The sequence below is a fragment of the Georhizobium profundi genome, assembly GCF_003952725.1.
In the GTDB taxonomy this organism is placed as follows: Bacteria; Pseudomonadota; Alphaproteobacteria; order Rhizobiales; family Rhizobiaceae; genus Georhizobium; species Georhizobium profundi.
Window position 1 is genome coordinate 1,690,895 of sequence record NZ_CP032509.1, and the last position, 25,250, is coordinate 1,716,144.

24 protein-coding genes and 1 pseudogene are annotated in these 25,250 nt (G+C 62.4%); 11 read left to right on the forward strand and 14 right to left on the reverse strand.

All coding sequences use genetic code 11. From position 1 onward, the window contains the following. Positions 1-50: 50 nt before the first annotated feature. On the forward strand, positions 51-977 hold the full coding sequence (locus tag D5400_RS07885; protein ID WP_126009270.1) for an SDR family oxidoreductase: 927 nt from the start codon (positions 51-53) through the stop codon (positions 975-977). A 65-nt stretch (positions 978-1,042) separates the two neighbouring features. Here the strand turns inward: D5400_RS07885 and D5400_RS07890 are convergent, their stop codons facing one another. From D5400_RS07890 to D5400_RS07945, 13 genes and pseudogenes are all read right to left on the reverse strand, one after another. Next, positions 1,043-1,882 (reverse strand): transglutaminase-like domain-containing protein, encoded by an 840-nt coding sequence (locus D5400_RS07890; RefSeq protein WP_126009272.1) that lies wholly within the window; start codon positions 1,880-1,882, stop codon positions 1,043-1,045. 134 nt (positions 1,883-2,016) lie between these two features. Beyond that, positions 2,017-3,069, reverse strand: a complete 1,053-nt coding sequence (locus tag D5400_RS07895; RefSeq protein WP_126009274.1) for an HD-GYP domain-containing protein — start codon at positions 3,067-3,069, stop codon at positions 2,017-2,019. 5 nt (positions 3,070-3,074) lie between these two features. Next, entirely contained in the window at positions 3,075-3,770 is a 696-nt protein-coding gene (locus D5400_RS21830; protein WP_425364918.1) for a response regulator, read from the reverse strand. Positions 3,771-3,920: 150 nt separating this feature from the next. After that, positions 3,921-5,183, reverse strand: a pseudogene (locus D5400_RS21835) (sensor histidine kinase); the annotation flags it as partial. An 83-nt stretch (positions 5,184-5,266) separates the two neighbouring features. Further along, positions 5,267-5,770 (reverse strand): putative pterin-binding protein, encoded by a 504-nt coding sequence (locus D5400_RS07905; protein ID WP_126009278.1) that lies wholly within the window; start codon positions 5,768-5,770, stop codon positions 5,267-5,269. A 252-nt stretch (positions 5,771-6,022) separates the two neighbouring features. Further along, positions 6,023-6,754, reverse strand: a complete 732-nt coding sequence (locus D5400_RS07910) for an SDR family NAD(P)-dependent oxidoreductase (protein ID WP_126009281.1) — start codon at positions 6,752-6,754, stop codon at positions 6,023-6,025. Beyond that, positions 6,751-7,557 carry a cyclase family protein gene (locus D5400_RS07915; protein WP_126009283.1) on the reverse strand — a complete coding sequence of 269 codons (807 nt, stop codon included), beginning with the start codon at positions 7,555-7,557 and terminating at the stop codon, positions 6,751-6,753. Before D5400_RS07915 ends, D5400_RS07910 begins: the two co-directional genes overlap by 4 nt. Beyond that, positions 7,554-8,813 carry an SDR family NAD(P)-dependent oxidoreductase gene (locus D5400_RS07920; RefSeq protein WP_126009285.1) on the reverse strand — a complete coding sequence of 420 codons (1,260 nt, stop codon included), beginning with the start codon at positions 8,811-8,813 and terminating at the stop codon, positions 7,554-7,556. The genes D5400_RS07915 and D5400_RS07920 overlap by 4 nt, the downstream gene beginning before the upstream one ends. After that, the gene (locus D5400_RS07925) at positions 8,810-9,985 is read right to left on the reverse strand and encodes a thiolase family protein (protein WP_126009287.1); all 1,176 of its coding nucleotides are present in this window, start codon (positions 9,983-9,985) and stop codon (positions 8,810-8,812) included. Before D5400_RS07925 ends, D5400_RS07920 begins: the two co-directional genes overlap by 4 nt. Beyond that, positions 9,985-11,622: an AMP-binding protein gene (locus tag D5400_RS07930; protein WP_126009289.1), complete on the reverse strand. Its 1,638-nt coding sequence runs from the start codon at positions 11,620-11,622 to the stop codon at positions 9,985-9,987. The genes D5400_RS07925 and D5400_RS07930 overlap by 1 nt, the downstream gene beginning before the upstream one ends. Positions 11,623-11,630: 8 nt before the next feature. After that, positions 11,631-12,113 (reverse strand): aromatic-ring-hydroxylating dioxygenase subunit beta, encoded by a 483-nt coding sequence (locus tag D5400_RS07935; protein ID WP_126009291.1) that lies wholly within the window; start codon positions 12,111-12,113, stop codon positions 11,631-11,633. Next, the gene (locus tag D5400_RS07940) at positions 12,110-13,444 is read right to left on the reverse strand and encodes an aromatic ring-hydroxylating dioxygenase subunit alpha (protein WP_126009293.1); all 1,335 of its coding nucleotides are present in this window, start codon (positions 13,442-13,444) and stop codon (positions 12,110-12,112) included. The genes D5400_RS07935 and D5400_RS07940 overlap by 4 nt, the downstream gene beginning before the upstream one ends. A gap of 10 nt (positions 13,445-13,454) precedes the next feature. Then, on the reverse strand, positions 13,455-14,420 hold the full coding sequence (locus D5400_RS07945) for a PDR/VanB family oxidoreductase (RefSeq protein ID WP_126009295.1): 966 nt from the start codon (positions 14,418-14,420) through the stop codon (positions 13,455-13,457). A 289-nt stretch (positions 14,421-14,709) separates the two neighbouring features. Between D5400_RS07945 and D5400_RS07950 the strand changes: the two genes are divergently transcribed. The 10 genes from D5400_RS07950 to D5400_RS07995 all read left to right on the forward strand — a co-directional run bounded on the left by D5400_RS07950 (position 14,710) and on the right by D5400_RS07995 (position 23,840). Beyond that, entirely contained in the window at positions 14,710-15,645 is a 936-nt protein-coding gene (locus D5400_RS07950) for a TRAP transporter substrate-binding protein (protein ID WP_126009297.1), read from the forward strand. 50 nt (positions 15,646-15,695) lie between these two features. Continuing rightward, the gene (locus D5400_RS07955; RefSeq protein ID WP_245451479.1) at positions 15,696-16,154 is read left to right on the forward strand and encodes a TRAP transporter small permease; all 459 of its coding nucleotides are present in this window, start codon (positions 15,696-15,698) and stop codon (positions 16,152-16,154) included. Next, positions 16,154-17,440 carry a TRAP transporter large permease gene (locus D5400_RS07960; RefSeq protein ID WP_126009302.1) on the forward strand — a complete coding sequence of 429 codons (1,287 nt, stop codon included), beginning with the start codon at positions 16,154-16,156 and terminating at the stop codon, positions 17,438-17,440. The genes D5400_RS07955 and D5400_RS07960 overlap by 1 nt, the downstream gene beginning before the upstream one ends. A gap of 7 nt (positions 17,441-17,447) precedes the next feature. Continuing rightward, positions 17,448-17,981 (forward strand): MarR family winged helix-turn-helix transcriptional regulator, encoded by a 534-nt coding sequence (locus D5400_RS07965; RefSeq protein ID WP_126009304.1) that lies wholly within the window; start codon positions 17,448-17,450, stop codon positions 17,979-17,981. Positions 17,982-18,069: 88 nt separating this feature from the next. Next, positions 18,070-19,146, forward strand: coding sequence for an NAD/NADP-dependent octopine/nopaline dehydrogenase family protein (locus tag D5400_RS07970; RefSeq protein WP_126009307.1), 1,077 nt, complete (start codon positions 18,070-18,072; stop codon positions 19,144-19,146). Then, a complete protein-coding gene (locus D5400_RS07975; RefSeq protein ID WP_126009310.1) occupies positions 19,146-20,138 on the forward strand; it encodes a 3-hydroxybutyryl-CoA dehydrogenase in 993 nt (330 codons plus the stop codon). The genes D5400_RS07970 and D5400_RS07975 overlap by 1 nt, the downstream gene beginning before the upstream one ends. 53 nt (positions 20,139-20,191) lie before the next feature. Further along, positions 20,192-21,184: a TRAP transporter substrate-binding protein DctP gene (dctP, locus tag D5400_RS07980; protein WP_126009312.1), complete on the forward strand. Its 993-nt coding sequence runs from the start codon at positions 20,192-20,194 to the stop codon at positions 21,182-21,184. Between the two features lie 67 nt (positions 21,185-21,251). Continuing rightward, complete coding sequence (locus tag D5400_RS07985; RefSeq protein ID WP_126009315.1) at positions 21,252-21,743, forward strand: TRAP transporter small permease; 492 nt, start codon at positions 21,252-21,254, stop codon at positions 21,741-21,743. 4 nt (positions 21,744-21,747) lie between these two features. Next, positions 21,748-23,064 carry a TRAP transporter large permease gene (locus tag D5400_RS07990; RefSeq protein WP_126012943.1) on the forward strand — a complete coding sequence of 439 codons (1,317 nt, stop codon included), beginning with the start codon at positions 21,748-21,750 and terminating at the stop codon, positions 23,062-23,064. Between the two features lie 2 nt (positions 23,065-23,066). Then, entirely contained in the window at positions 23,067-23,840 is a 774-nt protein-coding gene (locus D5400_RS07995; protein ID WP_126009317.1) for an aspartate/glutamate racemase family protein, read from the forward strand. 24 nt (positions 23,841-23,864) lie between these two features. Here D5400_RS07995 and D5400_RS08000 read toward each other — a convergent pair whose 3' ends face one another. Further along, positions 23,865-25,106 carry an MgtC/SapB family protein gene (locus D5400_RS08000; protein ID WP_126009319.1) on the reverse strand — a complete coding sequence of 414 codons (1,242 nt, stop codon included), beginning with the start codon at positions 25,104-25,106 and terminating at the stop codon, positions 23,865-23,867. Positions 25,107-25,250 lie beyond the last annotated feature (144 nt).

Genomic DNA, 25,250 nt, shown 5'->3' on the forward strand with positions numbered 1-25,250 from the left:
GAGCCCACCGCCGAGGCCGCGTTGCGTCGAAAAACCTGGAAAGCACGATCATGAAAACGAATTGGACTGCCGCCGATATGCCCTCGCAGGCCGGACGGAGTTTCGTCATCACCGGCACCGGTGGCCTTGGATATGAATGCGGCCTGGCACTGGCGCGCGCAGGGGGCGACGTCATCCTTGCCGGCCGCAATGCCACGAAAGGGCAGCAGGCAGTGAACTCGATCCGCGCAGCGGTCGCTGGTTCAACTATCAGCTTCGAGCTGCTCGATCTCGCCAGCCTCGCCTCCATCACCGCCTTCGGCCAGCGCATGAGGCGTACAAGAAGCAATCTGGATGTGCTGATCAACAATGCCGGCGTCATGGTGCCGCCGAGACGGCAGATGACGGAAGACGGTTTCGAATTGCAGATCGGGACGAATTACCTCGGCCATTTCGCGCTTACGGCACACTTGATGCCGCTGCTTGCCAGGGGGGACGAGGCGCGTGTCGTCAACCTGTCGAGCATTGCCGCGAGACAAGGTACGATCGACTTCTCGAACCTCAATGCCGAGCGCTCCTACACGCCAATGCCGATCTACACCCAGTCGAAGCTCGCCTGCCTGATGTTCGCCTACGAGCTTCAGCGGCGCAGCAACGCCGCAAACTGGGGCATCACCAGCATTGCCGCGCATCCCGGCGTCTCGCGGACGGATCTCCTGCACAATGCGCCGGGTCGCTTCAGCTTCAACCGCTTTGCCCGGAGCTTTCTGTGGTTTCTGTTCCAGCCCGCGGCACAAGGCGCGCTTCCGACACTCTACGCGGCGACGGCTCCCGATGCGCAGCCCGGCGGCTATTATGGACCGCACCGGCTGAGCGAGACGCGTGGCTATCCGGCCGTCGCCAAGCCGATCCCGCAGGCCGCGGACGAACAGGTTGCGCGCAGACTCTGGGACGTGTCGGAAGACATGACGAATGTCAGGTTTGGCGAAGTGCTCTAGCGGCAGCGCAGTGGTCCCATCGGATACCGTGCAAGGGCAGGTATCCGATGGCGCGTCTGTGAGCCCTATTCGGTGCTTACCGCATCGGAAGTCCGCAGGTCCGGGTCTGCGATGCCGTCGGTTCGTTCGATCATGATGGTGACCGGGCCGGGCTCGACCTCGCCGAATGGCGTTGCAAAGGCCACCTCGGCGGCATCGCGGCCGACGCCGATCCTCACGAGCCCATCGAGATGGGCCTGGCGCGTGGCATCGAAGAGCCACCAGCGTCCGTCGAGATAGGCTTCGAAGACGGCATGGAAGTCGGATGGGTGGAGTCCGTGCGCATAACAACTGACGAAGCGGGCGGGGATGTTCAGCGCGCGGCAAAAGGCGATGCCGAGATGCGCGAAGTCGCGGCACACACCGGCGCGCAGGATGAGGCTTTCATCTGCCGTGGTTTGCGAATCGGATGATCCACGCTCGTAATCGATGTTCTCGTAGATCCAGTTGCAGATCGCGGTCACGAGGCTGTGGCCGCGCATCATGTGGCCGAATTCGCGATTGGCGAAGGCGGCCAGCCTGTCGGACGAGACGAAGCGCGTGGGGAGCAGGAACGGCATGATTTCCAGCGGTAGCTCGCCGAGCGGCGTCTCCTCGATCGTGGCCGGATCCGTGCAATAGGGGTCGAGGGTCACTTCGGCCCGGTAGCGGACATTCAGCGGGCCGGGCTGTGCCGTGATGCTGAGGAAGCGGTTGAGCGAGGTCGGATCGATGTAGGTCCGCCGGTTCTCGCCCGCCGAGATCGTGAGCGTCTCGCTGACATCCAGATGTCGGGCGAGCCTGGCGACCTCGAAGTTGAAAATGAATACGGCCTCGGACTGGATCTCATAGGAAAGGTCGCAGCCGAGAATGAACTTCGTCGCCATTGAGTCGAATGCCTTGTTGGAGGAAGGCCGACCCTATGACGCGCCGCCTGCAGTGCCAAGCGGGGCAAGGGCGTTTTGCAATACCGTCTCAAGCGTGTCCAGGCGAGACAGTTACCCGTTCACCTGGAACTGTTTCAAGCGGCAGGCTTCAAATTGGCCTTGTCTCGAGGTGGAGCAGCGATCCGGTCCCTCGCGGATTTAAGGGCGGCAACGCAGGCTGCGTCGAATTCCACACCGGCTTTCTCATCCAGATAGTCGAAGGCCTGGTCGATGGTCCATGCCGATTTGTAGGGCCGTTCGGTCGTCAGCGCGTCGAACACATCGGCGACGGCGGCAATGCGGCCTGAAAGCGGGATCGCATCGCCCGCAAGGCCATGGGGGTAGCCGGTGCCGTTCCAGCGTTCATGATGAGCTTCAGCGATTTCGGCGGCCAGTTTCATCAGCCGGCATTTGGAATCGGAAAGGATCGCGGCGCCGATGGCGGTATGCTCGTTCATGTGGGCGCGCTCTTCGGCATCAAGTGCGCCGGGCTTCAGCAGCACCGCATCGCGAATGCCGACCTTGCCGATATCGTGCATCGGCGCGGCCAGCTCGATGTCCCGGCAGAGCTCTTCGTCGAGCCCGAGGCCCTCGGCGGTCAGACGGCAATAGCGCGCCATGCGCACCGTGTGCTCGGATGTCTCGCGGTCCTTGTAACCGGCAGCCAGGGCGAGCCGGTGGACGATCTCCTCTTCACGTTCGCGAAGCTCGGCCGTGGCTTTTTCGATTTCCGAACGAAGCCATGCTGCGCGATCCGCGAGCTGGCGCTGGACGATGCTCAGCCGGACGATGTTGGCCAGCCTTGCCTTGAACTCGACCGAATCGATCGGCTTGTGCAGAAATTCCACCGCGCCCGCCTGGAGAGCTTCGATGCGGATCGCCTTTTCCTGATCGGCCGTAATCATCACCAGCGGCTGGTCGCGATAGGAGGGGGCGGCGCGCAGCGCCTTCAAAAGATCGATGCCGTTCATTCCCGGCATTTGGTAGTCGACGAGCGCGATGTCGTAGGACACGCCAGCCAGTCCAACATGGAGCTCGACGGGATCCATGAAGGTCAGGGCCACGCAGTCCGGCACCTGCAGGACAAGACGCTCCATCATCATCAGGTTCGTTCGGTTGTCTTCCACGATCAGAACGCTCGTCTTCATCGTGCTCAGGCGGCGTGCGCCTGCTCCCCTGCTTCGCGGATGGTGGCCAAGCGCTTTTCGATTTCTGTCCCGAGATCGGCCCTCAAGGTGTCGCTGCGCGCTTTCTCGGTAAACGTGGAGAAATCGACGAACCCCAAATTTGCCGAGGCTCCTTTCAGCGAATGAAGCGCCCTGTCGGCGGATGCGGCGTCTCCGGCGCTCAAGGCCGCATGGAGCGCCCGAAGAATCCCAGCAGCATCGGAGAAGAAGCTATCGTCGAGCTCCTTCAGGCCGTCGGCGCCAAAGGCTTCCGTCAGTTCGAGGCGGCGTTCCAGATCGATGACCGGATGATCGCTACGTGTTTCGCCGCTCATCGGGGGCGGTACGAACGCTTCAGGACCACGCACGATTTCGGCCAGCCGCGCGAGTGTGATCGGCTTGGCGACGAAGGCGTCCATTCCGGCTTCCATGCAAAGCGCGCGGTCGGTGTCGGAGGCGTTGGCGGTCATGGCGACGATGCGCGCGCGCTTGCCGGTTTGCAGTTCGTGCGAGCGGATCTCCCGCGTGGCAGCGAGGCCATCCATCACGGGCATCTGCATGTCCATGAGAATGAGGTCGAAATCGCCCGCCTTCGCCTGGGAGACACCTTCCAGCCCATCGATCGCCATGGTGACCCGCTGGCCAAGCTTCTTCAGGAAACGCTGCGCGACATCGCGGTTCACGGCATTGTCTTCGACAACGAGGATGTTTCGCACCGGCAATGCGGCGCTTGGGTCGATCGATGCGGTGTCGGTCAGCGGTGCCTGCACCGTTTCGACCGGCAGCTCGAACCAGAAGACACTGCCGGACCCAGCGGTGCTTTGCACACCGATATCCCCGCCCATGGCCTCGATCGTCTTTTTGCAGATCGCGAGCCCCAGACCCGTTCCGCCGAAACGACGACTGATCGTGCCGTCTTCCTGAGTGAAGGGGTTGAACAGGCGCGGGAGCGCTTCGGCCGATATGCCGATGCCGGTATCGGCGATTTCGAAACGAATGCGGTTCGGTGCGGGCAGCGAAACGTGCAGCCGTACATCTCCGTTCTGGGTGAACTTCACAGCGTTCGAAAGCAAATTCAAAAGCACCCGGCGGATGCGCGTCGGATCCGAAAGCACGGCAAGACCTTGCAGGGAGCCTGATACCTCCAGTTCCAGGCGATCGCCCTGATTGGCGGCACGACCGGCGACGACGTCCATTGCGTCTTCGGCGAGCTTCCCTGGCTCGAAGGCGATCATCTCGAGCACGAGGTCGCCATGCTCGATCTTCGCGAAGTCGAGGATCTCGTTGATGATCTCCAGAAGCGCCTGGCCGGAACTCGCGATGACCTTCACGCCACGGCGATCTTCTTCCGGCAGATCGGCATGGGCCAGCAGCTCCGTCATGCCGAGGATAGCGTTCAAGGGCGTGCGGATCTCATGGCCCATCACTGCCATGAATTCCGATTTCGCCCGGTTGCCGGCCTCTGCCGCATCGTAGGCCTTTGAAATTTCGTTAGCGGCCTCTTCCAGCTGGCCGGTGGTGCGGCGGGTCAGTTTCAGCTGGCGCATCAGATTGAGGATGAGCAGAGCGATGGAGACAGCAATGATCAGAACCAGAAGTGCGGTCGCCTGCTGGATGCGCATGACCTCGGCACGGGCATCCGCGCGCACCGCGGAAACGGAGGTGTTCGTGTCCGTCAACATGCGCTCGGTGATGGGAATAAGAGCCAAGAGGTCGGACGTGGCAACGGCGAACTCCTCGCGATCGAGGGGCGCAGATGAAGCCATGCCGTTGAAGAACGGTTCAAGACCGAGGACCCTGTCTCGGATCGAAGCACGGCTTCCGACAAAGCCGGCGCTCGATGCAAGCGACGTTTCGTATTTTGCGTTGTTCAGGATCGACAGGCGCGAATAGAGGATGTCGTAGCGCAGAGAGAGCTCCGTGATCCTCGATGCTTCCACTGGCCATTGGGACTGGGCCGCGCTCATGGCGTGGGCAAGCGTGCGCGCTTCGCGATCGAGCTGATAGACGGCCCAGAGCGCGTCTTCGCGAATGCCGTCCTGCAGCGCGTTCTGGCGGGTGTAGAGATAGCCGAATGTCGCCACGAGAACGGCCATCAACACCGCCGACAGGATGACGAGAAAGGTCGTCTCCCTGCCGGCGCGCTTGATGGCCCTTCGGCTGTGGCGCAGCGCTGGTGTCACTCGATGACCTCGATCGCCTTGATTTGCCAGACCGAGCGGGAGAAGTACTTTTCGTTATAGAGTTCAGGGTTGAGGTCGAATGGGTAGACCATGAACAGCGGGCCCTTGTCGCGAACTGACATCGGCTTGCCGTTCATTGCAAGCGCGAGAATGGTCTCGTAGTCTGTTGCATCGGATACGGGCACTTCCGCGGAGTAGTCGTTGAGCGCGGTGACCCGAAGCGTCTTCCCGTGCGCGCCGACTTCCTCAAGAAGGGCACGCAGAAGCGGGCCATCAAAAGCGGTCTCGCCCTCGGTCCACGGAGTTTCCATGGTTCCGGTGCGGCCGGGCAGGTCCTGCAGCATGGGGAGGTCGAAAACGGCAGCGCCATCGCTGTTGGTCTCGGTGATGGCGCCGGTGATGGTGAGGATGACGGGGTCGGTCGGGGCATCGAGTGCCAGGGCTGGCTGGCAGAAAAGCATTGCAAGTGCAGCGGCGCTGGCGAGAACTTTGGCTCGCATGATGACACCTATGGGTTGCCTTCAAGGGCAAACGGATGTGGGGGATGAGACCGGCATGCCGTATTCAACGGCGTGGACCGAATGGCCTGATGCCGCCGGCACGATGTGGCCGGTCGATCCAACGTCAACGTACAACAGGCGTATCTAAAACACCTTAAGGCGATGCCTAAAAATGTGGGGATCGTCAGCGTTTTCGGACAACGCTCGCCTCAAATGAAGTGGAACAAAGCGATGCGTTTCAGTGGCGGTCGTTTAAAGGATCGAACCACCGACGCTAGCGCCGCCGCAGACATAGAGTGTCTGGCCGGTCACGAAGCTCGATTTCGGATCGCAGAAGAAGAGAAATGCATTGGTCACATCCTCCACCGTGCCGAGGCGGCCGACGGGGATCTTTGTGGCAAGTTCCGCCTCGCGGTCGCTGTCCTTGGGGATGATGCCCCAGAAATTGTCGGTCAGGATGGGGCCCGGTGCGACGACGTTGACTGTGATGCCGTGTTTGGCCAATTCCAGCGCCCAGGTGCGCGCCATGCCGATCATGCCGGCCTTGGAGGCGCTGTAGGCCGTGCGCGTAGGTGCGCCAAGGGCGGCGCGCGAAGCATTGAACATCACGCGGCCGAAGTGTTGTTCCTTCATTGCCGGCAAAAACGCCTGAAGCAGGGTCAGCGCCGATCCCAGATGAAGCTGCGCGAGACCGGTGATGTCCTCCGGCTTCGCATCCTCGATCAGGTTCGGCCAGATGAGGCCGGCATTGTGGATCAGATGTGTAACGTGGTGGTCCTTCGCGATCGCCGCGGCCGCCTGTCTCACCGCGTCCGCATCGAGAAGATCGGCCTCGACTGAAAACAGCCGGTCATGTGTTTTCTCCGGCGCTCGGCGTGCAACCGACACGACATTATAGCCCTGTCCCAGAAGACGATCGGCGAGATCGGCGCCGATGCCCTTGTTGCCGCCAGTGATGACCGCCGTGAACTGAGGCTTGCTCATGCATCTTTTCCCGGAACGAGCGCGATGACGCGCAGCGGGCTGCCCGTGCCCTTTTTGATTTTGAGCGGGGTCGCCACGATCACCGCGCCGGTCGGCGGCAGGCGGTCGAGATTGTTGAGGCATTGCAGCCCGTAGCGACCGGCGCCATGCAGAATGAAGTGCGCGGGGTAGGGCGGCGTATAATGCATGCCCTGGCCAGCGTCCGTGCCCACCGTCTCCGTGCCGAAGCCGCGGATGCCACGTTCATCGACCAGAAGCCTGATCGCGTCGGGTGTCGGGCCAGGCGAATGGGGACCGTCATCGCGCATGTTGAGATAATCGGCACCGCGCCGTTTCGACCAGTCCGTGCGCATCAGCACCCACGAATCGGCCGGGATGGGGCCATGGGACTTTTCCCAATCGAGGATGATCTCGGGCGTCAGCTCGAAGTCTTCGTTCTCACGCGCGCCCGCCGAGCAATCGATCACGCAGACCGGACCGACGAAGCGATTGACCGGGATTTCGTCGACATTGCCGTTCGGGATGTCGCGGCCGGAGATCCAGTGCGACGGCGCATCGAAATGCGTGCCGGTATGCTCGCACAGGCTGATATTGTGCCACTTCCACGCCGGACCGCGATGGTCGTAGGCGGAAATTTCCTCCATGCGAAAGCGGGCACATTGGCCGAATTCCGGCGGCAGGATGATTACTGGAAAGTCCTGGTCCAGTGTGTGGGTGAGATCCACCACCTCGATGCTGCCCGAAGCGATGGCGCCCGCCATCTGCGCCAGCAGATCGGCGCTCTTGAGATCGACCGCGTTCATCGGCCTTCTCCCGCCTCGGCAATCATCTCGCGTTCCAGGAGCTTCGGACCCTGGCGCCAGCGCTCGATCAGATCCTTGGCCACGTCGCCGACATAGACGTCCTCCAGCCCGTCCTTCAGGCCTGCCACGACGGATCGCGCAAGCGCGGATGGCGCGACCTTGGGGGGCGGCAGTGGCTGGTGCCATTCGTCCTCGGTGGGGCCGGTATAGACATTGAGGACGCGCACGCCACCCGGCGCCATCTCCGCCCGCAGGCATTGAGACAGCGACAGCGCAGCGGCGTTGGACGCCGAGAACACACCATAGGCCGGCATGTTGGCGTAGGCATACACGGACAAGATGTTGACCCAGGCGGCAGCGCTGTTGACGCCGTCGGCGCCTCGGTTCCGCATGGCGGGGCCGAAGGCTTGTGCCAGCCGCATCAGGCCGAGCACGTTGGTCTCGAACTCGTCGCGGGCGAAGACGGTGTCGCCGCGATCCATAATCCCGCCCGGGCGGATGAAGCGTGCATTGTTGACGAGGATGTCAGTCTTGCCGCCGATCTCGCCGGCAAGTTCGGTCACGGACCGGGTGTCGGTGACATCGAGCGGAACGATCGCGACATTGGCGATGGCCGCAAGTGCCGCGCGATGCGGGTAGGGGCGCCAGCCTTCCGGCTGGCCGACGAAGATGGTCGCGGCACCCGCATCCGCAAACGCCTTGGCGAGCGCCACCGAATTCTCGTTGCGCGCATCGGTGATGAGCACGCGGCGGAATTTCGGATCGGCGGTCAGTTCGCGCAATTGAGGATCGTCCGCCATGTTGGCACTCCCGTCCACGGGCAGAGCGAATAAGACGCCCTGGCCTGATTTGTCGAGGCGATTGATGAGCCGCACGGCCGCTTCGCGCGCGACATCACCGTGCACATGCGCCATCACCGATGGCCCTGCATCGAGTTTCACCGAGCCGATGCGCCACGGCGTCCGCTCACGGAAATAGACACTGGTCGAGGTTCGAACCGTCGTCTCCGCGATCAGCTGACCGGTCGGCTCGACGTCCCGCCATTTGAGGTCGACGGAAAGGCATGTCGAGCAGGCGTCGCGCGGCGGATATTGCAGCGCGCCGCAGGCTTCGCAGCCCTGCAGCATGAACCGGCCTTCCGCGGCCGCGACCGCCAGCCCGAGCGCGGCACGGCTGCGCATGCCGGATGGCAGCGCCGGAACGCGCGTGCGCTGTTGCGGGTCTTTCTTTGGTGGCGGCGAGAGCGGATCGGTCATGCACCCGCTCCCGAGATGATCGCGGCATTGGAGCAGACGCCGCGGTCGTAATTGATCATGCCGAAACCAGAGACCATCGCGGTTTTCGCGCCGGCCACCTGCGTCGGGCCGGCCGTGCTGGTGACCTGTCGGATTGCTTCGACGAGACCGATATAGCCGCCGGCCGCGCCCGCCTGGCCGGCCGAGAGCTGGCCGCCGGAGGTGTTGTGCGGAAAGTCGCCGCCGATGGTGAGATCCTTGCCGCGCACGAATTCGGGGCCTTCCCCCTTTGCGCAAAAACCCAGATCCTCGAACTGCATCATCGAGATCACGGGATAGTCGTCATAGGTCTGCAGAAGATCGATATCGCTAGGTTTGGCATCCGCCAAGGCGTAGAGCTCACCGATGTCCATCGCCCAGCCGCCACGCATCTGGATGGCATCCTCGGGATAAGCATTGTGCCGTTCGATGGTGGAGCGGATATGCGCGTGAGGCAGACCGGCAGCGCGGGCATCGTCCTCGCGCATCACGAGGAATGCTTCCGAGCCTGCGACAGGCATCACGCAGTCGAAGAGGGCGATCGGGTCGGAGATCATCCGCGCCGAAAGATACTGGTCAATGGTCAGCGGCGCTTTCATCACGGCGTGCGGGTTCTTCAGCGCATTATCGCGCTGCGCCACGCAGATGCGGCCGAAATCCTCGCGCGTCGCCCCGAATTTCCGCATGTAGTGGTCGGTCAGCAAAGCGAAGGACGCGTTGGGGCCGCCGGCGCCGTATGGGTAGGAGGCATCCTGCGCAAAGCGCGAGAAGCTCGAGAGCATGCGGCGGAAACTGTCGACCTGGTTCGTGTCGCCGGCAACACAGGCGACCACATCGACGTCACCCGCTTGCACGGCGCGCGCTGCACGCCGAAGGGCCGCGATCCCGCTGGCGCCACCCATGGGGATGTGGTCGAGCCACCGTGGCGTGAGCCCAAGATGCTGGGTCAGTCCGACCGCGGTATCGGGAAAAAGGCTGAAGCTCGACACGGCGAAACCATCGAGTTCGGCAGGCCGTATGCCTGCGGTCTTCAGGCATTCCGCAAGCGCGCGGGCGATCCACCAATGCGCCGTGTCGGTTGAGAAGCGTTGATATGGAATCGTGGTTGGAGCGGCGAGCACCACGCCATCATAGGCTTGCCGCGCACGCGCCATCAGGCAGCCTGCCGCTTTTTCATGGACCGCGTGTCGACCGTTGCCGGATCCGTCATGAGCTGCGGCACGAGCGTCTTCAACTCGCCGCGCTGGATCTTTTGCGTTGCCGTCAGCGGCAGGGCATCGAGGAAAGCAATGTAGCCGGGCACTTTGTAATAGGCGACACGCTCCAGACACCAGGCGACGATGGCACGTGCCTTTGCATCCGTGCGATCGCCGTCAACGACCAGACAGGCAAATACCTCGTCCCCGCGAATATCGTCCGGTGCGGCGGCCGCCGCTGCTGCCTTGATATCCGGGTGCTGCATCAGGATCGATTCCACCTCGACGGCGGCGATGTTTTCGCCTGATCGACGGATAACGTTTTTCTTGCGGTCGACGAAGAAGAAGTCGCCATCTTCGTCACGCCGAACGATGTCGCCCGTGTGGAACCAGCCGTCCGCCCACGCTTCGGCCGTCGCTTCCGGGTTCTTATAGTACTCGGAGAAAAAGCCGTAGCGGGGATCGTCGCCGGCGTGCCGGACCAGGAGTTCGCCCGGTTCGTTGGCTGCAGCGTCGTGACCGTCAGCGTCGACAATGCGCGCTTCCACGCCGCCACGTGGTTGGCCAAGGCAACTCGTTCCACGCTTGCGTGGCTCGACATTGGCAGCGATCACGGCGCCCGCGCCGGTCTCGGTCATGGCCCAGGCTTCGACAAGCGGGATGCCGAAGCGATCTTCGAACAAGCCGTGCAGTTTGGGATCGATGCCGGCACCGAAGCCGAAGCGGACATCGTGATCTCGGTCGGTATCAGCCGGTTCGGCCTTCATGAGGATTGAGGGCATGACGCCAAGATAGTGCAGGCAGGTCGCGCGAGACTGACGCACGCTCTGCCACCAGCTTTTCGGATGAAAACGATCGAGCGCCGTCAGGCAACCGCCGACACCGATCATCGCCATCAGCGAATAGGCCATCGCGTTCATATGGAAGATCGGCAGCGGCGTGATCATCCGCTCGCCGTCTTCGCGCAGCGTGCAAAGCCCACCGGCTTCGGCGTACCAGCGTCCGGCGGCGAGGAAGTAGAGGTTGGAGAGCACGCAGCCTTTCGGCTTGCCGGTCGTGCCGGACGTGTAAAGCATCGCCGCTTCGTGCCGCAGCGGGGCTCCGTTTGGAGTATCGACCCTCCGCGCAAGCTCGGCAGACAGTGCCGGAGGTGTCGCGTCGGGGGCGATCACCGGAAAACCGACGCCAGACGCCAAAGAGGCCCTTTCCAGGTCGGCAATGCGTGCGGGGATCGCGACGGCCAGAACCGGCTCGGCATGTCCGGCCATGTATTCGAGTTCGGAAGACTGAAGGTCTGGATTGACCGGCACGACCGACAGACCCAGCGCATTCAACGCAAACCAGTGCAGGAAGAAGGCCGGTCGGTTCTCCATGAGCAGCATGACGCGACCACCTGCTGTATAGCCGGCAGCGGCATAGGCATCGCGTAGACGTTCCACTTCACCCAGAGCTTCGGCGTAGGTCCATTCACGCGAATCGATGCCGTAGATGCGTGCCGTCTCTTCGAGCACATTCAGGAACGGGCGGTCGGGCCAGCGTTCTGCGGCAGACCGGAGTGCGGTGAAGACTGTGGCGTGCGGCGCGATCTCGATCATGGCGTTTTCTACAGAAACATCTGGATGTTGCCGAAGGCGGCGTCGGAATTCAGCAGATCGACGCGCTTGCGCTTGATCTTCAGCTTGCCGTCCACCAGCACCAGATCGTGCCGGGCATTGGCGGCTAGAAGCGTCTGGTCGTCCAGCCGCGTCTCGACATAGTGAAACGCCGTGTGGGTGACGAATTCGCCGGCGTCCACGTCGAGCCTGTCGACGAAGGGACGCTGGATGACATGGTGGCAGCGGGTCTTCGGCTTCTGCGAGAAGGTGCGCTCGCCCTTGAAGCGCTCGACCCGCAGCTTGATCATGAAGAAATCCTCATGCAGCAGCGACGTGACGAGGTTTTCGTCCTGCTGGTCGTATTCGAGCGGCATCCAGTAGATGCCGTGGGGCGTCCAGAGATCTAGCCACTCGTCGAACCGCCCATCGTCGAGCATTCGGGCTTCTTCGTAGATGAAATCGATGAGATCGTCCTTGCTTGGCGCACTCATCGGGCGGCCTCGTCCATCGTCATCGTCATGTATTTCGTCCAGGCGTCGAACTGATTGCGCATCTGGCGCTCGGTGGTGCCGTTCTCGATTGCCTCCTGTTCGAAGCTCTCGCCCGGCTGATAGAGACGCTGGACATTGACCCATTCGAGACCGTCCGAATGCAGCCCCTCCTGCGCGCGCTCGTACATTTCCAGATCGTCGTGGCCGACCATCGAGGTGGGGGCGTTGATCAGTCGGTTGTACATGGCCGTGCGCTGGAGGAGCATGTCGGGCGCATCGACGAGCCGGTAGATATAGCTTTCCACCAGCGTCTTGTTCGCCGAGATCGGCTTGAAGAGCCTGAGTTGCTGGATCGGGCCCTTGATCATGATGTTTGGGAAATAGACCGTGTTGTGCCGGTTTTCCCCCAGGATTTCCCGCGCGCGGTCTTCGCCATAGGCTTCACACATCTGCTCGAAATAGCCCGGGATCGCGGAATAGTCGGAGTGGATCGAATGGTGCACACCGGTATGGCCGTGCCCGTTCGGCCAGGTGCGGATGCCCATGTTCTCGAAGAATTCGTATGACGACATGAAGGGCGCGATGACCTCCATGGCCATCGGCTTTTTCGTGCCTTCAGGCTTTTCCATCTCTTCCCACAGCTTGATCGCCGTGCCGGCGGAGCTTTCGTGGGCGACCATGGGGTGGCAGGTGTCCGTCTGGTTCTCGACCAGCATCTTCCAGTTGCAGCGGTGCATGTAGCGTAAAGGCGGGCCGGCCACTTCGAGCCGCCCGGCTGGTGAACGGTCAACCATGTTGTCGATCGAGCTCAAGGATGAGCCGAAGAAATCCTCGAACGACACGCCTTCCGGCGCAAGCCGGGCGAAGACGAAGCCGCGGTAGTTCTTGACGGCGCCGACGGGCGCCATGCCCTTGACACTTTCGCTCTCTTCGAGCCCGGTGTCCTTATAGCCCTTGCGCAGCGGTATCGCGAGCAGGCAGCCATTCGTCTTGAACGACCATGCATGGTAGGGGCAGCGGAAGAACTTGCCGGTGTTGCCGGCGCGGTCGATGGCGATCTTGGTGCCCTTGTGCGGACAACGATTGTGCAGGACGTAGATCTCATCGTCCGAATGGCGCACCATGATGACAGGCTGCGTGCCGATCTCGGTCGTGAAATAATCGCCCTTGTTCGGTGTCTGGCTGTCATGGCCGACGAACACCCAGCAATTGGCGAAGAGATGCTTCATCTCGAGTTGGAAGACATCCTCGTCGATGTAGATGTCACGGTGAACTTCCGTCGGACGCACCAGGGCGGCGATGGCGGAGCGGTCATTGGCATGGCGGCTCATGAACTTCCTCCTAGAGATCGAGCACGAGGCGAGGGGTCTTCGAGCGCGATACGCAAATTTGCATCACGTCGTTGGCCGCCCGCTCCTCGTCGGTCAGAATGACATCCCTGTGGTCCGGAACACCTTCGAGCACGGTGGTCTGGCAGATGCCGCAATCGCCGCGCTGGCAGTCATAGACGAGATCGACGCCGCCTTCTTCCAGAACCTCGATGATCGTCCGGCCGGGTGCAACGGTGAAAATTTCGCCGGTCGACTTCACTTCAACTTCGAAGAGCTGGTCGCCGGCCTGCTCCTCCGGCTGGTCGAACAGTTCGAAATGCACGCGCTCCTTGTCGAACCCCTTGGCGAGCGCGCGTTCGCGTGCGGCTTCGATCATGCCGCGGGGCCCGCAGACGTAGAAATGGGCATCGGCCGGCGCTCGTTCGATGAGACCGGCAAGGTCGAGACAGCGTTCCGCCTCGTCGTCGCAATAAACCTTCAGTGCGTCACCGCAAGCCGCTTCGATCTCATCGACGAATGCCATCAGCGGACGTGATCGGCCGGAATAGTGGAATTCGAACGGTCGGCCCGACCGCTGCAGTTCGGCCGCCATCGAAATCATCGGCGTGACACCGATCCCCCCTGCCAGCAGGATGGCCGGACCGTCATGCGAGGCGAGGGCGAAATCGTTCTTTGGGGCCGATGTTTCGATCGTGTCGCCTGGCGCAAGCGCATGCATGAACAGCGAGCCGCCCTTGCTGGCCGCTTCCTTCAGAATGCCAAGCCGATAGCTGTCCGTACCGTGGGAAGGGTCTGTCTCGGCATCGGAATTGATCAGCGAGTAGTGGCGCTCGCCACCGGTCGGGAGCGTGATCTTGATATGAGCGCCGGCTTGGTATCCGGGAAGCTTGCGGCCATCGGCGGATGTCAGCGTGACCGCCCGGATCTTGTCCGTCAGCGCTTCAACAGAAGAAACTTTCAGCCGCAGTTGCGACATGCGCAGTACCTCCGCTTTCGGCTTCGGCCATCTCGTCGGCGGCACTCGCAGCGTCGACTGAAAGAATATGAATTATCATGTTTTCACCTGTCAACCTTCAGGCATGAACTTATGCAATTTCATCTTTTCAAGCTTGAAGGGATCGAAAACCTGTGTCAGCATTTCGTTTGTAAGGCGTCCGATAACAAGGGGAACCACGGTGACCGCCATGCTCAAGAAACTTGCATATGCATCTATATCGCTGCTTGCGCTCAGCGTTTCCGCGTCGGCGCAAGAGACTGTCCTTCGCATGTCAAACTGGCTTCCGACCTCTCACCCGATCGTCAAGGACATGATGATCCCGTGGGCGGAGCAGCTTGAGGAAGCGACGGACGGACGCGTGAGCGTTCAGATTCTCGATGCGCCGCTCGGGCCGCCGCCCGCCCATTTCGACTTGGCCGCCAACGGCGTCGCCGATCTCACCTTCGGTGTCCACTCTTATACGCCGGGCCGCTTCGCGCTGACCGAAATCGCCGAGCTGCCGTTCATCGCCGACACGTCGGAAAGCCTTTCCGTCGCGTTCCAGCGCGTCTACGAAAGCGATCTTGCCGCCGCGGACGAACATCGCGGAACCAAGGTGCTCGGTGTCTTCGCGCATGGCCCGGGCATGCTCTTCACCAAGGGCCAGCCGGTCACGCCGATCTCAGGTCTTTCCGGCCAGAAGGTGCGCGTTGCCGGCAACATCACCAACGTGCTCGCCGAGGGGCTCGGCATGGTGTCGATCCAGGCGCCTTCGCCGCAGTCCTACGAAATCCTGTCCGGTGGCGTTGCCGACGGCATTTTCTTCCCGGTGGAATCGATCCCCTTCTTCAAGCTCGAGAGCCTGGTCGATACGGCGCTTCGCGTGCCCGGCGGGCTCTACAACGTCTCGTTCTTCTTCGTCATGAACCAGGCGAAGTTCGACAGCCTGTCTGCCGAAGACCAGGCGGCGATCGAAGAGATTTCCGGTGAGGCTTTCGCCCGCCTGGCCGGTCAGGCCTGGGATGCGGCGGATGCGGCCGGCATGGAAGTGATCGGTGAAACGGTCACGTTCCATGACGCGACCGAGGAAGAGGTCGAGGAGTTGCGAACGGCAGCGCAGCCGATCTTCGATGGCATCAAGGCCAATTACGAGGCCAAGAACGTCGATTTCGACGCCATCCTCTCCAAGCTCGAAACCGAAGTGCAAGCAGTCGCGAGCGAGTGATGACACCCGCTCCCGAGGCCTTCTTCACAAGGGCTCGGCGGGGATTGCGCATGATTACGGCAGTGCTCTGCGGAGCGCTGCTGGTCGCCCTGACATGCGTCACGGTGATCGATGTCGTCGGGCGCTATTTCCTGTCCAGTCCGTTGCCGGGTGCATCCGAATATACGGAGCTCCTGCTGATGGCGATCATCTTCTGCGGGCTGCCGGCCGTCTGTCTCGATGACGGGCACATCTCCGTCGATCTCATCACATCGAGGCTCAAGGGCTGGGCCGAGATCGCGCAGCTTCTGATCGCGCGGCTTTTCGTGAGCGTCGTACTTGCCATCATCGCATGGCAGCTCTGGAAGCACGGCAGCCAGCTCGCAAGCTACAACGAGGTCACGGTCTATCTGCGCGCGCCGATCGGGCCCTTTTCAAAGGCTGCCGCGATCATCGCCGGCGCCTGTTCCGTCGTCACCTTCGTGATGGCCGTCATGCGGTTGTCCAAAGGCCGAGAGGGGGCCGTATAATGGATTGGCCGATCGGCGTTGCCCTGCTCCTGGGTCTCATTTTCTGTGGTGTGCCGATCGCTTTCGCCATGGCGGGCGTGGGCCTCGTCGGGGTCGCCTCGATCATCGGCTGGACGCCGACGCTCTCCCTCATCGGGCAGACCTATTTCGATGGCGGCCGCAGCTACACGCTGTCCGTTGTTCCGCTGTTCCTCCTGATGGGCAATCTGGTCGTCCAATCGGGCGTCGCGGCGGAGCTCTTCAAAGCCGCCAATGCCTGGCTCGGCCACAGGAAGGGTGGACTTGCGATGGCGACGATCGTCGCCTGCGGCGGGTTCTCGTCGGTGTGCGGCTCGTCGCTTGCTACGACAGCCACGATGGCGCGCATCGCGCTGCCCGAGATGCGCCGCTTCGGATATTCTGATCGCCTTGCGTCCTCTTCGATCGCATCCGGCGGAACGCTCGGCATTCTCATTCCCCCGTCGGTCATTCTTGTCATTTACGGGATCCTGACGCAGCAGAACATCGGCATGCTGTTTCTGGCCGGCCTGCTTCCCGGGCTCGTCGGTATCGTTTTCTACATCTTCGCCGTGCGGCTTTCGCTGGTGATGTACAAGGAAGAGCTGGCGGTTCAGCCGAAGCTGCCGTTGATCGAGCGTTTCCGTGCGCTGAAAGGCGTCTTCTGGGCGCTGGCTCTGTTCGTGTTCGTCTTGGGCGGCATCTATGTCGGCGCCTTCACGGCCACCGAGGCCGCAGGCATGGGTGCCGGCGGAGCTTTCCTGTTGACCGCCGCCCGGGGCCGGTTGACGCTGCGCGACACGCTCGCCACACTCTTCGATACGGCCAAGACCACGGCAGTGATGTTCTTCATCCTGTTCGGAGCGCTGTTCTTCCTGAACTACGTGAACTTTTCCGGCCTCACGACGGATCTGCGCGAGTGGATCAACCTTCTCGGTGTCGGGCCCTATCAGGTCATCTTCTCGATCGTCATCATCTACTTGATCCTCGGCTGTCTCCTGGAAAGCCTGTCGATGGTGACGCTGACGGTGCCGATCTTCTTTCCGATCGTAGTTGGGCTCGGCTTCGATCCCATCTGGTTCGGCATCTTCGTGGTGATCGCGACGGAGCTTTCCTACATCACGCCGCCGATCGGGATGAATATCTTCGTCATGCGCTCGGTCGCACCCGAAGTCCCGATCGAGCGCATCTATGCCGGTGTGGTTCCCTTCGTCGCAGTCGACATCGTGCGTCTTGCTCTTTTGATTTTTGTGCCAGGTCTGGCGCTCATCATCCCGCAATCGATGTGAGCATCCAATGACTGCAACAAAGCGCGCTTCAGACCTTGTCGCCGAACCCGCAAAGCCTGCCGATCGGGGCTTTGTCCGCAATTATCTCCTCTATCTGCTCGCCGCAGCCAGCGATGGCGTGTCAACAGAATTCCATGCCCTGATCCGAGCCCGCGGCGTGCGCGTGCCCGAGTGGCGCGTCCTGGCCTGCCTCGCCGACGAGGAAGGGCAGATGGTGACCCAACTCGCTGCGCTGGCGCTGATGGAACAGTCGCGGCTGACGAAGATCATTGATCAGATGGCCGAGAAGGACCTGGTGAGCCGGCGCAGCGACCAGCGCGATCGTCGGCGTGTGAGGGTCTACCTCACCAAGAAGGGCAGGAAGCTCGCCGCTGAGCTCATCACGGAGGCCCGTGCGCACGAGGCGGGGATCATCGAACAGATTTCGCCGGATCAGGCGGAGATCCTGAAGGGTGTGCTGGCGCGCATCATCGATCTGCACGGACCGGAAGCCCGTGCCGGAGATCGGCCGTCTGCCCCGACAATCGACGAGGAGCGGTGAGGCCGATGCGCAGAACCGCAGCGGCCACGCCGAGGATATTCGAAGCGAAAAGCTTCGTTCCAGACGTTCAGAAGCAGGGAGTGCGTTTATGAAGATTGCGGTTCTGGGTGGGGGCAACGGGTCCTATGCTGCGGTGGCCGATTTCACCGAAGCGGGCCACGAGGTCGCGTGGTGGCGTCGCGAAGCATCGAGCTTTTCCGATATTGCCGCGGCGGGCGCGATTACTGTCACCGACCACAAGGGCAGCCGGCAGGTGCCCGTATCTCCCACCGACGATCTCGGCGCAGCGCTCGAAGGCGCGGCCTTGATCGTTGCGCCGACGCCGGCATTTGCCCAGGCCGACATGGCCGATGCGCTGGCATCGCACCTGGTCGACGGACAGGTGATCTATCTGCCACCAGGCACCTTCGGGTCCTACATCATGATGAAGCGCATCCGCGATGCGGGCTCGACGGCCGATATCGCAATTGCCGAAACCGGCACGCTGCCCTGGCTTTGCCGCAAACAGAATGCGCTTGAGGTTCGCATCACGACGCGCGCCTCGCGCCTGCCGACCGGCGTTCTGCCGGCCCGCAAGACGGACGAGGCCATCGAGATCATCTCGGCTGCATTCCCCGGAGCGATCGAGCGGGTGGAAGACGCGCTCTCCGGCGCTTTGATGAATGCCGGACCGATCATTCATCCGCCGCTGATCTTGATGAATGCCGGACCGATCGAGCATTTCGACAAGTGGGACATTCATAACGAGGGCACGCAGCCGGCGATCCGCCGCACGCATGCCGCACTCGACAATGAGCGCATCGCGATCCGCGAAAAGCTCGGCTATGGCGCACCGCACTTCCCGCTCGCCGATCACTACGAAACCAGCGACTGGATGTACGGCAACCTTGCCCATGACAAGCTGGTCGGTTCGGGCGACTGGCACGAAACGCTCGATCTCAAGAACCATCGCTACATGACCGAGGATGTTGGTCTCGGGCTCGCCTTCCTCGTGTCGGTCGGTGATTGGGCCGGGGTGCCGTGTCCGGTCGCCAAGGGCCTTCTCGCGATCGCCGGTGCAGTCGCGGAACAGGATTTCCGCGCGCATGGCCGAACGATGGAGAGCATCGGACTTGCCGACAGAAGCCCCGCCGAGGTCCAGTCCATGCTGCAGGACGGCCTCTGATGGCCGGGGAGATCATCGCCTGTATCGGCGCCGGCCGCATGGGACGCGGCATCGCGCAGTGCGTCGCCTATGCCGGGCATGATATCCGCCTGCTCGATGCCAAGCCGCGGGATGCTGCGGCCTTCGAAGAGCTGAAGGCGCAGACGCTCGGCGAGATCGAAGCGGGACTTGCGGCGATCGCGTCGCTCGGCGCTTTCGACAAAGCCGCCATCGGCGAGATCATGGCGCGTGTAAAGGTGCTTCCGTCCGACCAGGCTTCAGAAGCGCTGGCACAAGCCGCCATCGTGTTCGAAGCGGTGCCGGAAACCGAAGCAGCCAAGCGTGATGCTTTTGCCGTTTTCGATGCCAATGCCGACGAGGGGGCCGCGCTCGCCTCCACGACATCGACGATGCTGTCGACGCATCTGGCAGCATTCACTCAGTATCCGAGCCGTTTCCTCAACGCGCACTGGCTGAACCCGGCGTTCCTGATGCCGCTGGTCGAACTCTCTCCGGCCGACGAGACGGCCGATGAGGCGCTCGCTGCCGTGCGAGGGTTTCTCGAATCCATCGGCAAGGTGCCGATCACCTGCAAGGCGTCGCCCGGTTACATCGTCCCGCGCATCCAGGCGCTGGCGATGAACGAAGCGGCTCGGCTGGTGGAGGAAGGCGTTGCCAGCGCAGAGGATGTCGACAAGGCAGTGACCTACGGCTTCGGCTTGCGCTTCGGCGTCCTCGGCCTGCTGGAGTTCATCGACTGGGGCGGCGGCGACATTCTCTTTTACGCCTCGAACTATCTGAGCGACGCCTTCAAGGATGAGCGCTTCGCGCCGCCGGCGATCATCAGCCGCAACATGGAAGAAGGCAGGATCGGATTGAAAACCGGTGCCGGCTTCTTCGATTACGAGGGCATGGATGTGGCTGCCTACCGGCAGAAACGCATGGCCGATTTCCTACGATCCCTCGAAGCTTCAGGGCTTGTTCGCCCTCCGGTTCTCGCGGGCAATTCATGACAGATCGGTAACAAGCCGGCAGTTGGTTCAAAGATCCACAGAGGGTACTCACCATGAAAACAATGCACACCAAATTTGCCATCATGACCACCGCATCGATGCTTGCGCTCGGCGCTTACGCCGCTCATGCGCAAGAGCAGATCCGGGCGATTTCCGCTTTCCCGCAGGCTTTGGCTTTTTCCCAGAGCTTTCAGGGCTTCGTCGATCTGGTGAACGAGAAGGGCGAAGGCGTCGTCCAGATCACCTATGCCGGCGGTCCGGAAATGTTTCCGCCGAACCAGCAGGTCGACGCTGTTCGCCGCGGCGTGATCGACATGCAATACGGCCCGGCGTCCTACTATCTCGGCACCATGCCGGAAGCCGATGCCTGGGTGGGCTCGACCGTGACGGCTGCGGAAGCGCGCGAGAATGGCGGCTTCGGGATCATGCAGCAGGCTTTCCGTGAAAAGCTCGGCGTCGAGCTTCTGGCACATCTCGATACCGGCGTGGAGTTCCACGTCTATACGATCCAGGAGCCGCGGCGGACCGAGGATGGCGGCGTCGATCTTTCCGGCCTGCGCATTCGTTCCCAGCCAATTTATAACGCCTTCTTCGAAGAGATCGGCGCGATCCCGGTTTCCGTGCCGGTGCCGGATGTCTACACCGGCCTTGAACGCTCCACCTTCGATGGTTCGGGCTGGCCGATCGTCGGCATCAAGGATCTCTCCTGGGATCGCTTCCTGCGCTACCGTATCGATCCCGGCGTCTTCCAGACCGATCTCGCCGTCGTGATCAACCCGGCAAAGTGGGAAGGCCTCTCGGATGAGGCCAAGGCGATCATCGAGGAAGCGGCTGCCGAATACGAGCAGACGTCCTATGAGAACTTCCAGCAGGTGATTTCCGAAACGGATGCCACCGTGCGCGAGGAAGGCATGACCGTCGTCGAGCTTGAGGACGAGCAGGCGGCCGAGTTCCGCCGCATGGCGTTCGAAAGCGCCTGGGCGCGCATGCAGGCCGCCGGCAGCGAGCATTACGACGCGCTGCGTTCGGCTTACTATCCTGAGTGATGGGATGACCGGGCGGGGCCAAGCGCCTCGCCCGACTTTCGTTTCCAATGGAACGGGCGCCAAGACCATGATGAGATTCTATGACCGGCTGATCGTTGGCCTGGCGGTTCTCGGGGCTCTCAGCCTCGCCGCCATCACGGCGTTGATCATCGTCGACGTCATCCTGCGAAATACCGGCTTCAGGCCGTTCCAATCGACGAGCGCGATCGTCGAATATGTCATGCTGTTCGCCACCATGGCGGCAGCGCCCTGGCTGGTGCGCGAGAACGGGCATGTGGCGATCGGCTCCTTCGTCGCCAAGCTTCCGGATGGTTTGCGCGTGGCTGTGGGCCGCCTCGTTCTGGTGGTCTGCATCCTTGCGCTTGCTCTTCTCACCTGGCGATCGGCCGCCGTCGGCATGGAGATGATCGCCACACGATCGGTAGACATGCGCTCGATCAACATCCCGGCCTGGGTGCTCTACGCGATGCTGGGCGGAGGCTTCTTTTTAATGGCGATCGAGTTCCTGCGCATTCTGCTGCGCGGCGAAACCTATAGCGGCGCAGGCGGGGGACACTGACATGATGCCTTGGTATGACGCCACGCTGATCATGATCGGCGGCCTGCTTGCGCTGATGCTCATCGGCATGCCGGTCGCAATCGCCTTTCTCGTCATCAACATCATCGGCGTCCTGATCTTCATGGGCGGGATCGTCGGCATCGATCAGCTGGTCGCAAACGCCACGACCTCGATCACGAGTTTCGCGCTCGTTCCGGTGCCGCTCTTTCTCATCATGGGCGAACTGCTGTTCCACACGGGGCTTGCGTTCCGCGTCTTCGACGCGCTTGACAAATGCATGGGCAACATCCGAGGCCGGCTCGCCTATCTGACCGTCGGCGGCGGCACGATCTTCGCGACCCTGTCCGGCTCCTCCATGGCCAACGCCGCCATGCTCGGCACCACGCTGATGCCGGACATGATCAAGCGGGGCTACAAGAAGCACATCATCATGGGGCCTATTCTCGCGACAGGCGGCCTCGCTATGATCATCCCGCCATCATCGCTCGCCGTTCTTCTCGGCTCGCTTGGGCGGATCGACGTGGGGTCATTGCTGATCGCTGGCCTGATACCGGGCCTCGTGCTGGCGCTCCTTTTCGCGCTGACGATCAGGCTGCAGATCGCCATCGATCCAGAGGCGGCACCCGGCTACGCAGCCAAGCGCGCCACGGGACGCGAGATCGCACGCGCGCTCATCGTCGATGTGGCACCGATGGGCATCGTCGTCTTCGCCGTCGTTGGTCTGATCCTGCTTGGCTGGGCAACACCGACGGAGTCTGCGGCATTCGGGGCGCTTGCCGTCATCGTTCTTGCCGCGCTCTACGGCAAGCTGAGCTGGGAAGCAGTCGTCAAGTCGATGAAGGGCACGCTCGCTGTTTCGGTGATGATGCTGATGATCATCGTCGGCTCTACGACGTTTTCGCAGATCCTCGCCTTCTCGGGCGCCTCGCAGGGGCTCATCGGCTTTGCCACCGGCTTCGACGTATCGCCCTATGTGCTGCTGACGCTGATGGTGCTGGTGCTGATCGTGCTCGGCATGTTCATGGATCCACTCTCGATCATGATGCTGACGCTTCCGATCTTCATGCCGCTTTCGGCGCTCGCCGGCTTCGATGCCGTTTGGTTCGGCATCATCATGCTGCTGGTGCTCGAACTTAGCCTCGTGACGCCGCCGTTTGGGCTTTTGCTGTTCGTCATGGTCGGGGTCGCACCCAAGGGCACCACGATCGGCGAGGTCGCCCGGGCGGCGCTGCCCTATATCGGATGCACGCTCTTTCTCGTCGTGCTTCTCGTCATTTGGCCGCAGATCGCCCTGTGGCTGCCCAGCATGATCAGGTACTGACAATGCGCATCTGGTATCAAAGCTACGTCGACTACGAACATGGTGCGGGCTACTGGGACGAGCTGCGCAAGCATCTCGACCAGATCATCGATCCCGGCACCGAGATAGACATCAAGGGGATCACGCCGCATGATTCCTACGCCCATGCCATCGTCGAGTTTCGCTGCGCTCGAGAAGTGATCTGCAACGCGGTTCGTGCGGAGCGGGAAGGCTACGACGCCTTCATCATCGGGCACTTCCAGGATGCGGGTCTCTACGAGGCGCGCTCGGTGGTCGACATTCCGGTGCTCGGCATGGGCGAGGCATCGATGCTGCATGCCTGCCAGCTCGGCCAGCGTTCCGGCATCGTGACGATCAACAGGCGCTACATCCCCTGGTTTCACCACCAGATCGGCAAGTACGGCCTGAAGGAGCGGGTGACCGGCGTGCATGCAATGCAGTTCGAACCCGGCCAGATCCTGGATGCCTTCGGCTCGGAAGAAAAGCTCGAGACTGTCAGGGCCTTGTTCGAGGAGCAGGCACGACCGCTGGTCGAGGAGGGCGTCGATGTGCTGATCCCCGGTGGCGGCATCCCCATGCTTCTGTTCTCCCAGCTCCATGACCACCGTGTCGACGGCGCCCCGGTGATCAACGGCATCCCGATCGTCGTCAAGCTGGCGGAAATGGCCGTAAAGCTGAAAAACCTGACCGGCCTCGGCATCAGCCGCACCTCGGACTACGTGAAGCCACCTATCGAGATCATCGAGGAATTCATGGCCCACCCGAAGGGGTTATAGAAGTGGACGTGCTTGCCGCCTGCATCACGCCATAAGCCATACGGCTGTTCCGGCAGCGGCGGCGATCAGGTTTGTCATGAGCAGCGGAACCCAGAATGCGCGGGGTCCTGCGGCGATGGCGAGGGCGAGGCGGCCCATGGCATTGGCGGCGAGTGCGGCGAGCACCGCGCTGCCGATTGTTTCGAGGCCGATGTTCTGGGCCGCGAGCCGCAGCGCGCTCAGTACCGCGACGTCTACATCGAAAGTGCCCGACAGCGCGGACGTTGCCACGAGCCCCGTGTCGCCGAACCGGCTCGAAAGGGCGGCACTTGCCGTCGCCACCACGGCGAAGGCGATGGCAAAGAGGAGAAGCGTGGTCAATTCAAACGGGTTGGTCGGCTCGGATGCCGTGTCGTGTGCGCCAGCCCTGAAGAGCATGAGCCCTCCCGCCAGGCCGAAAGCGATGGCAGCGGCCAACGCCGGCAGAACCATCGAGCCGAGAACGAGCGGCGCGACGATGGCGACGATGACGATGACCCGACAGATGGAGATCATCGCGGCGAGGGTCGCAGCCCCTGCATAGGCGCGACGATGCTCGCTGGCTGTTGCCGACCGCGCGAAGGCGACCGTCACCGCTGTCGACGACACGATCGCGCCGGCAAGCCCGCTCACGAGCAGGCCGCGCGCGGACCCAAGAAGGCGCGTGGCGATGTATCCGGCAAAGGAGATCGACGCCGTGAGCACCGTGAAGAACCAGATCTGCCAGGGGTTGAAGCCGCCCCAGGGATCGAGCGTGCGGTTTGGCAGAAGCGGCAGGATGATGACCGTCATGACCGCCAGGACGATGGCGGAGCGCAATTCAATCCAGGACAGCCGGCGCAGCATGCCGTGCAGTGCATCACGGCTGGCAAGAACTGCGGCGAGTGCTGCCCCGCCTGCGGCCGCTGCACGGTAGTCGCCGGAAACGGCAAGGCCACCCAGGGCAAAGACGCAGAGCGCGGCAATTGTGCCTGTGACGCTGAAGCTGCCGTCATGCTGCGCTTCGGCGAACTTGAACCAGCCGAAGATCACAGCGAAGCCGAGAAAACCCGCAATGAAAATCGCAGCGCTTCCAGAAGCATCGGACAGGGCTGCGAGGACACCGCCGAGCAGCCCGACTACGCCAAATGTGCGTATTCCCGCCGTGCGGCTGCCTTCGGGCTCGCTGCGTTCGCGCCAGCCCCGCTCGAGCCCGACCAGGAGGCCGATGGCGAGTGACAGACCGAGGCGGGCGATGAGCATGTCCATGACGCGATTCGTCCAATGGCGGACCATGCCGCCTTGAACACCCTAGCGCGATCGCGTGCCCCTTGCATTGCGATGGAACAGACTTGCGGTTGTCGAAGCAAGCCGTGCTTCGGCCTCAGGCCGCCTGCTGTTTCAAATGGGCGA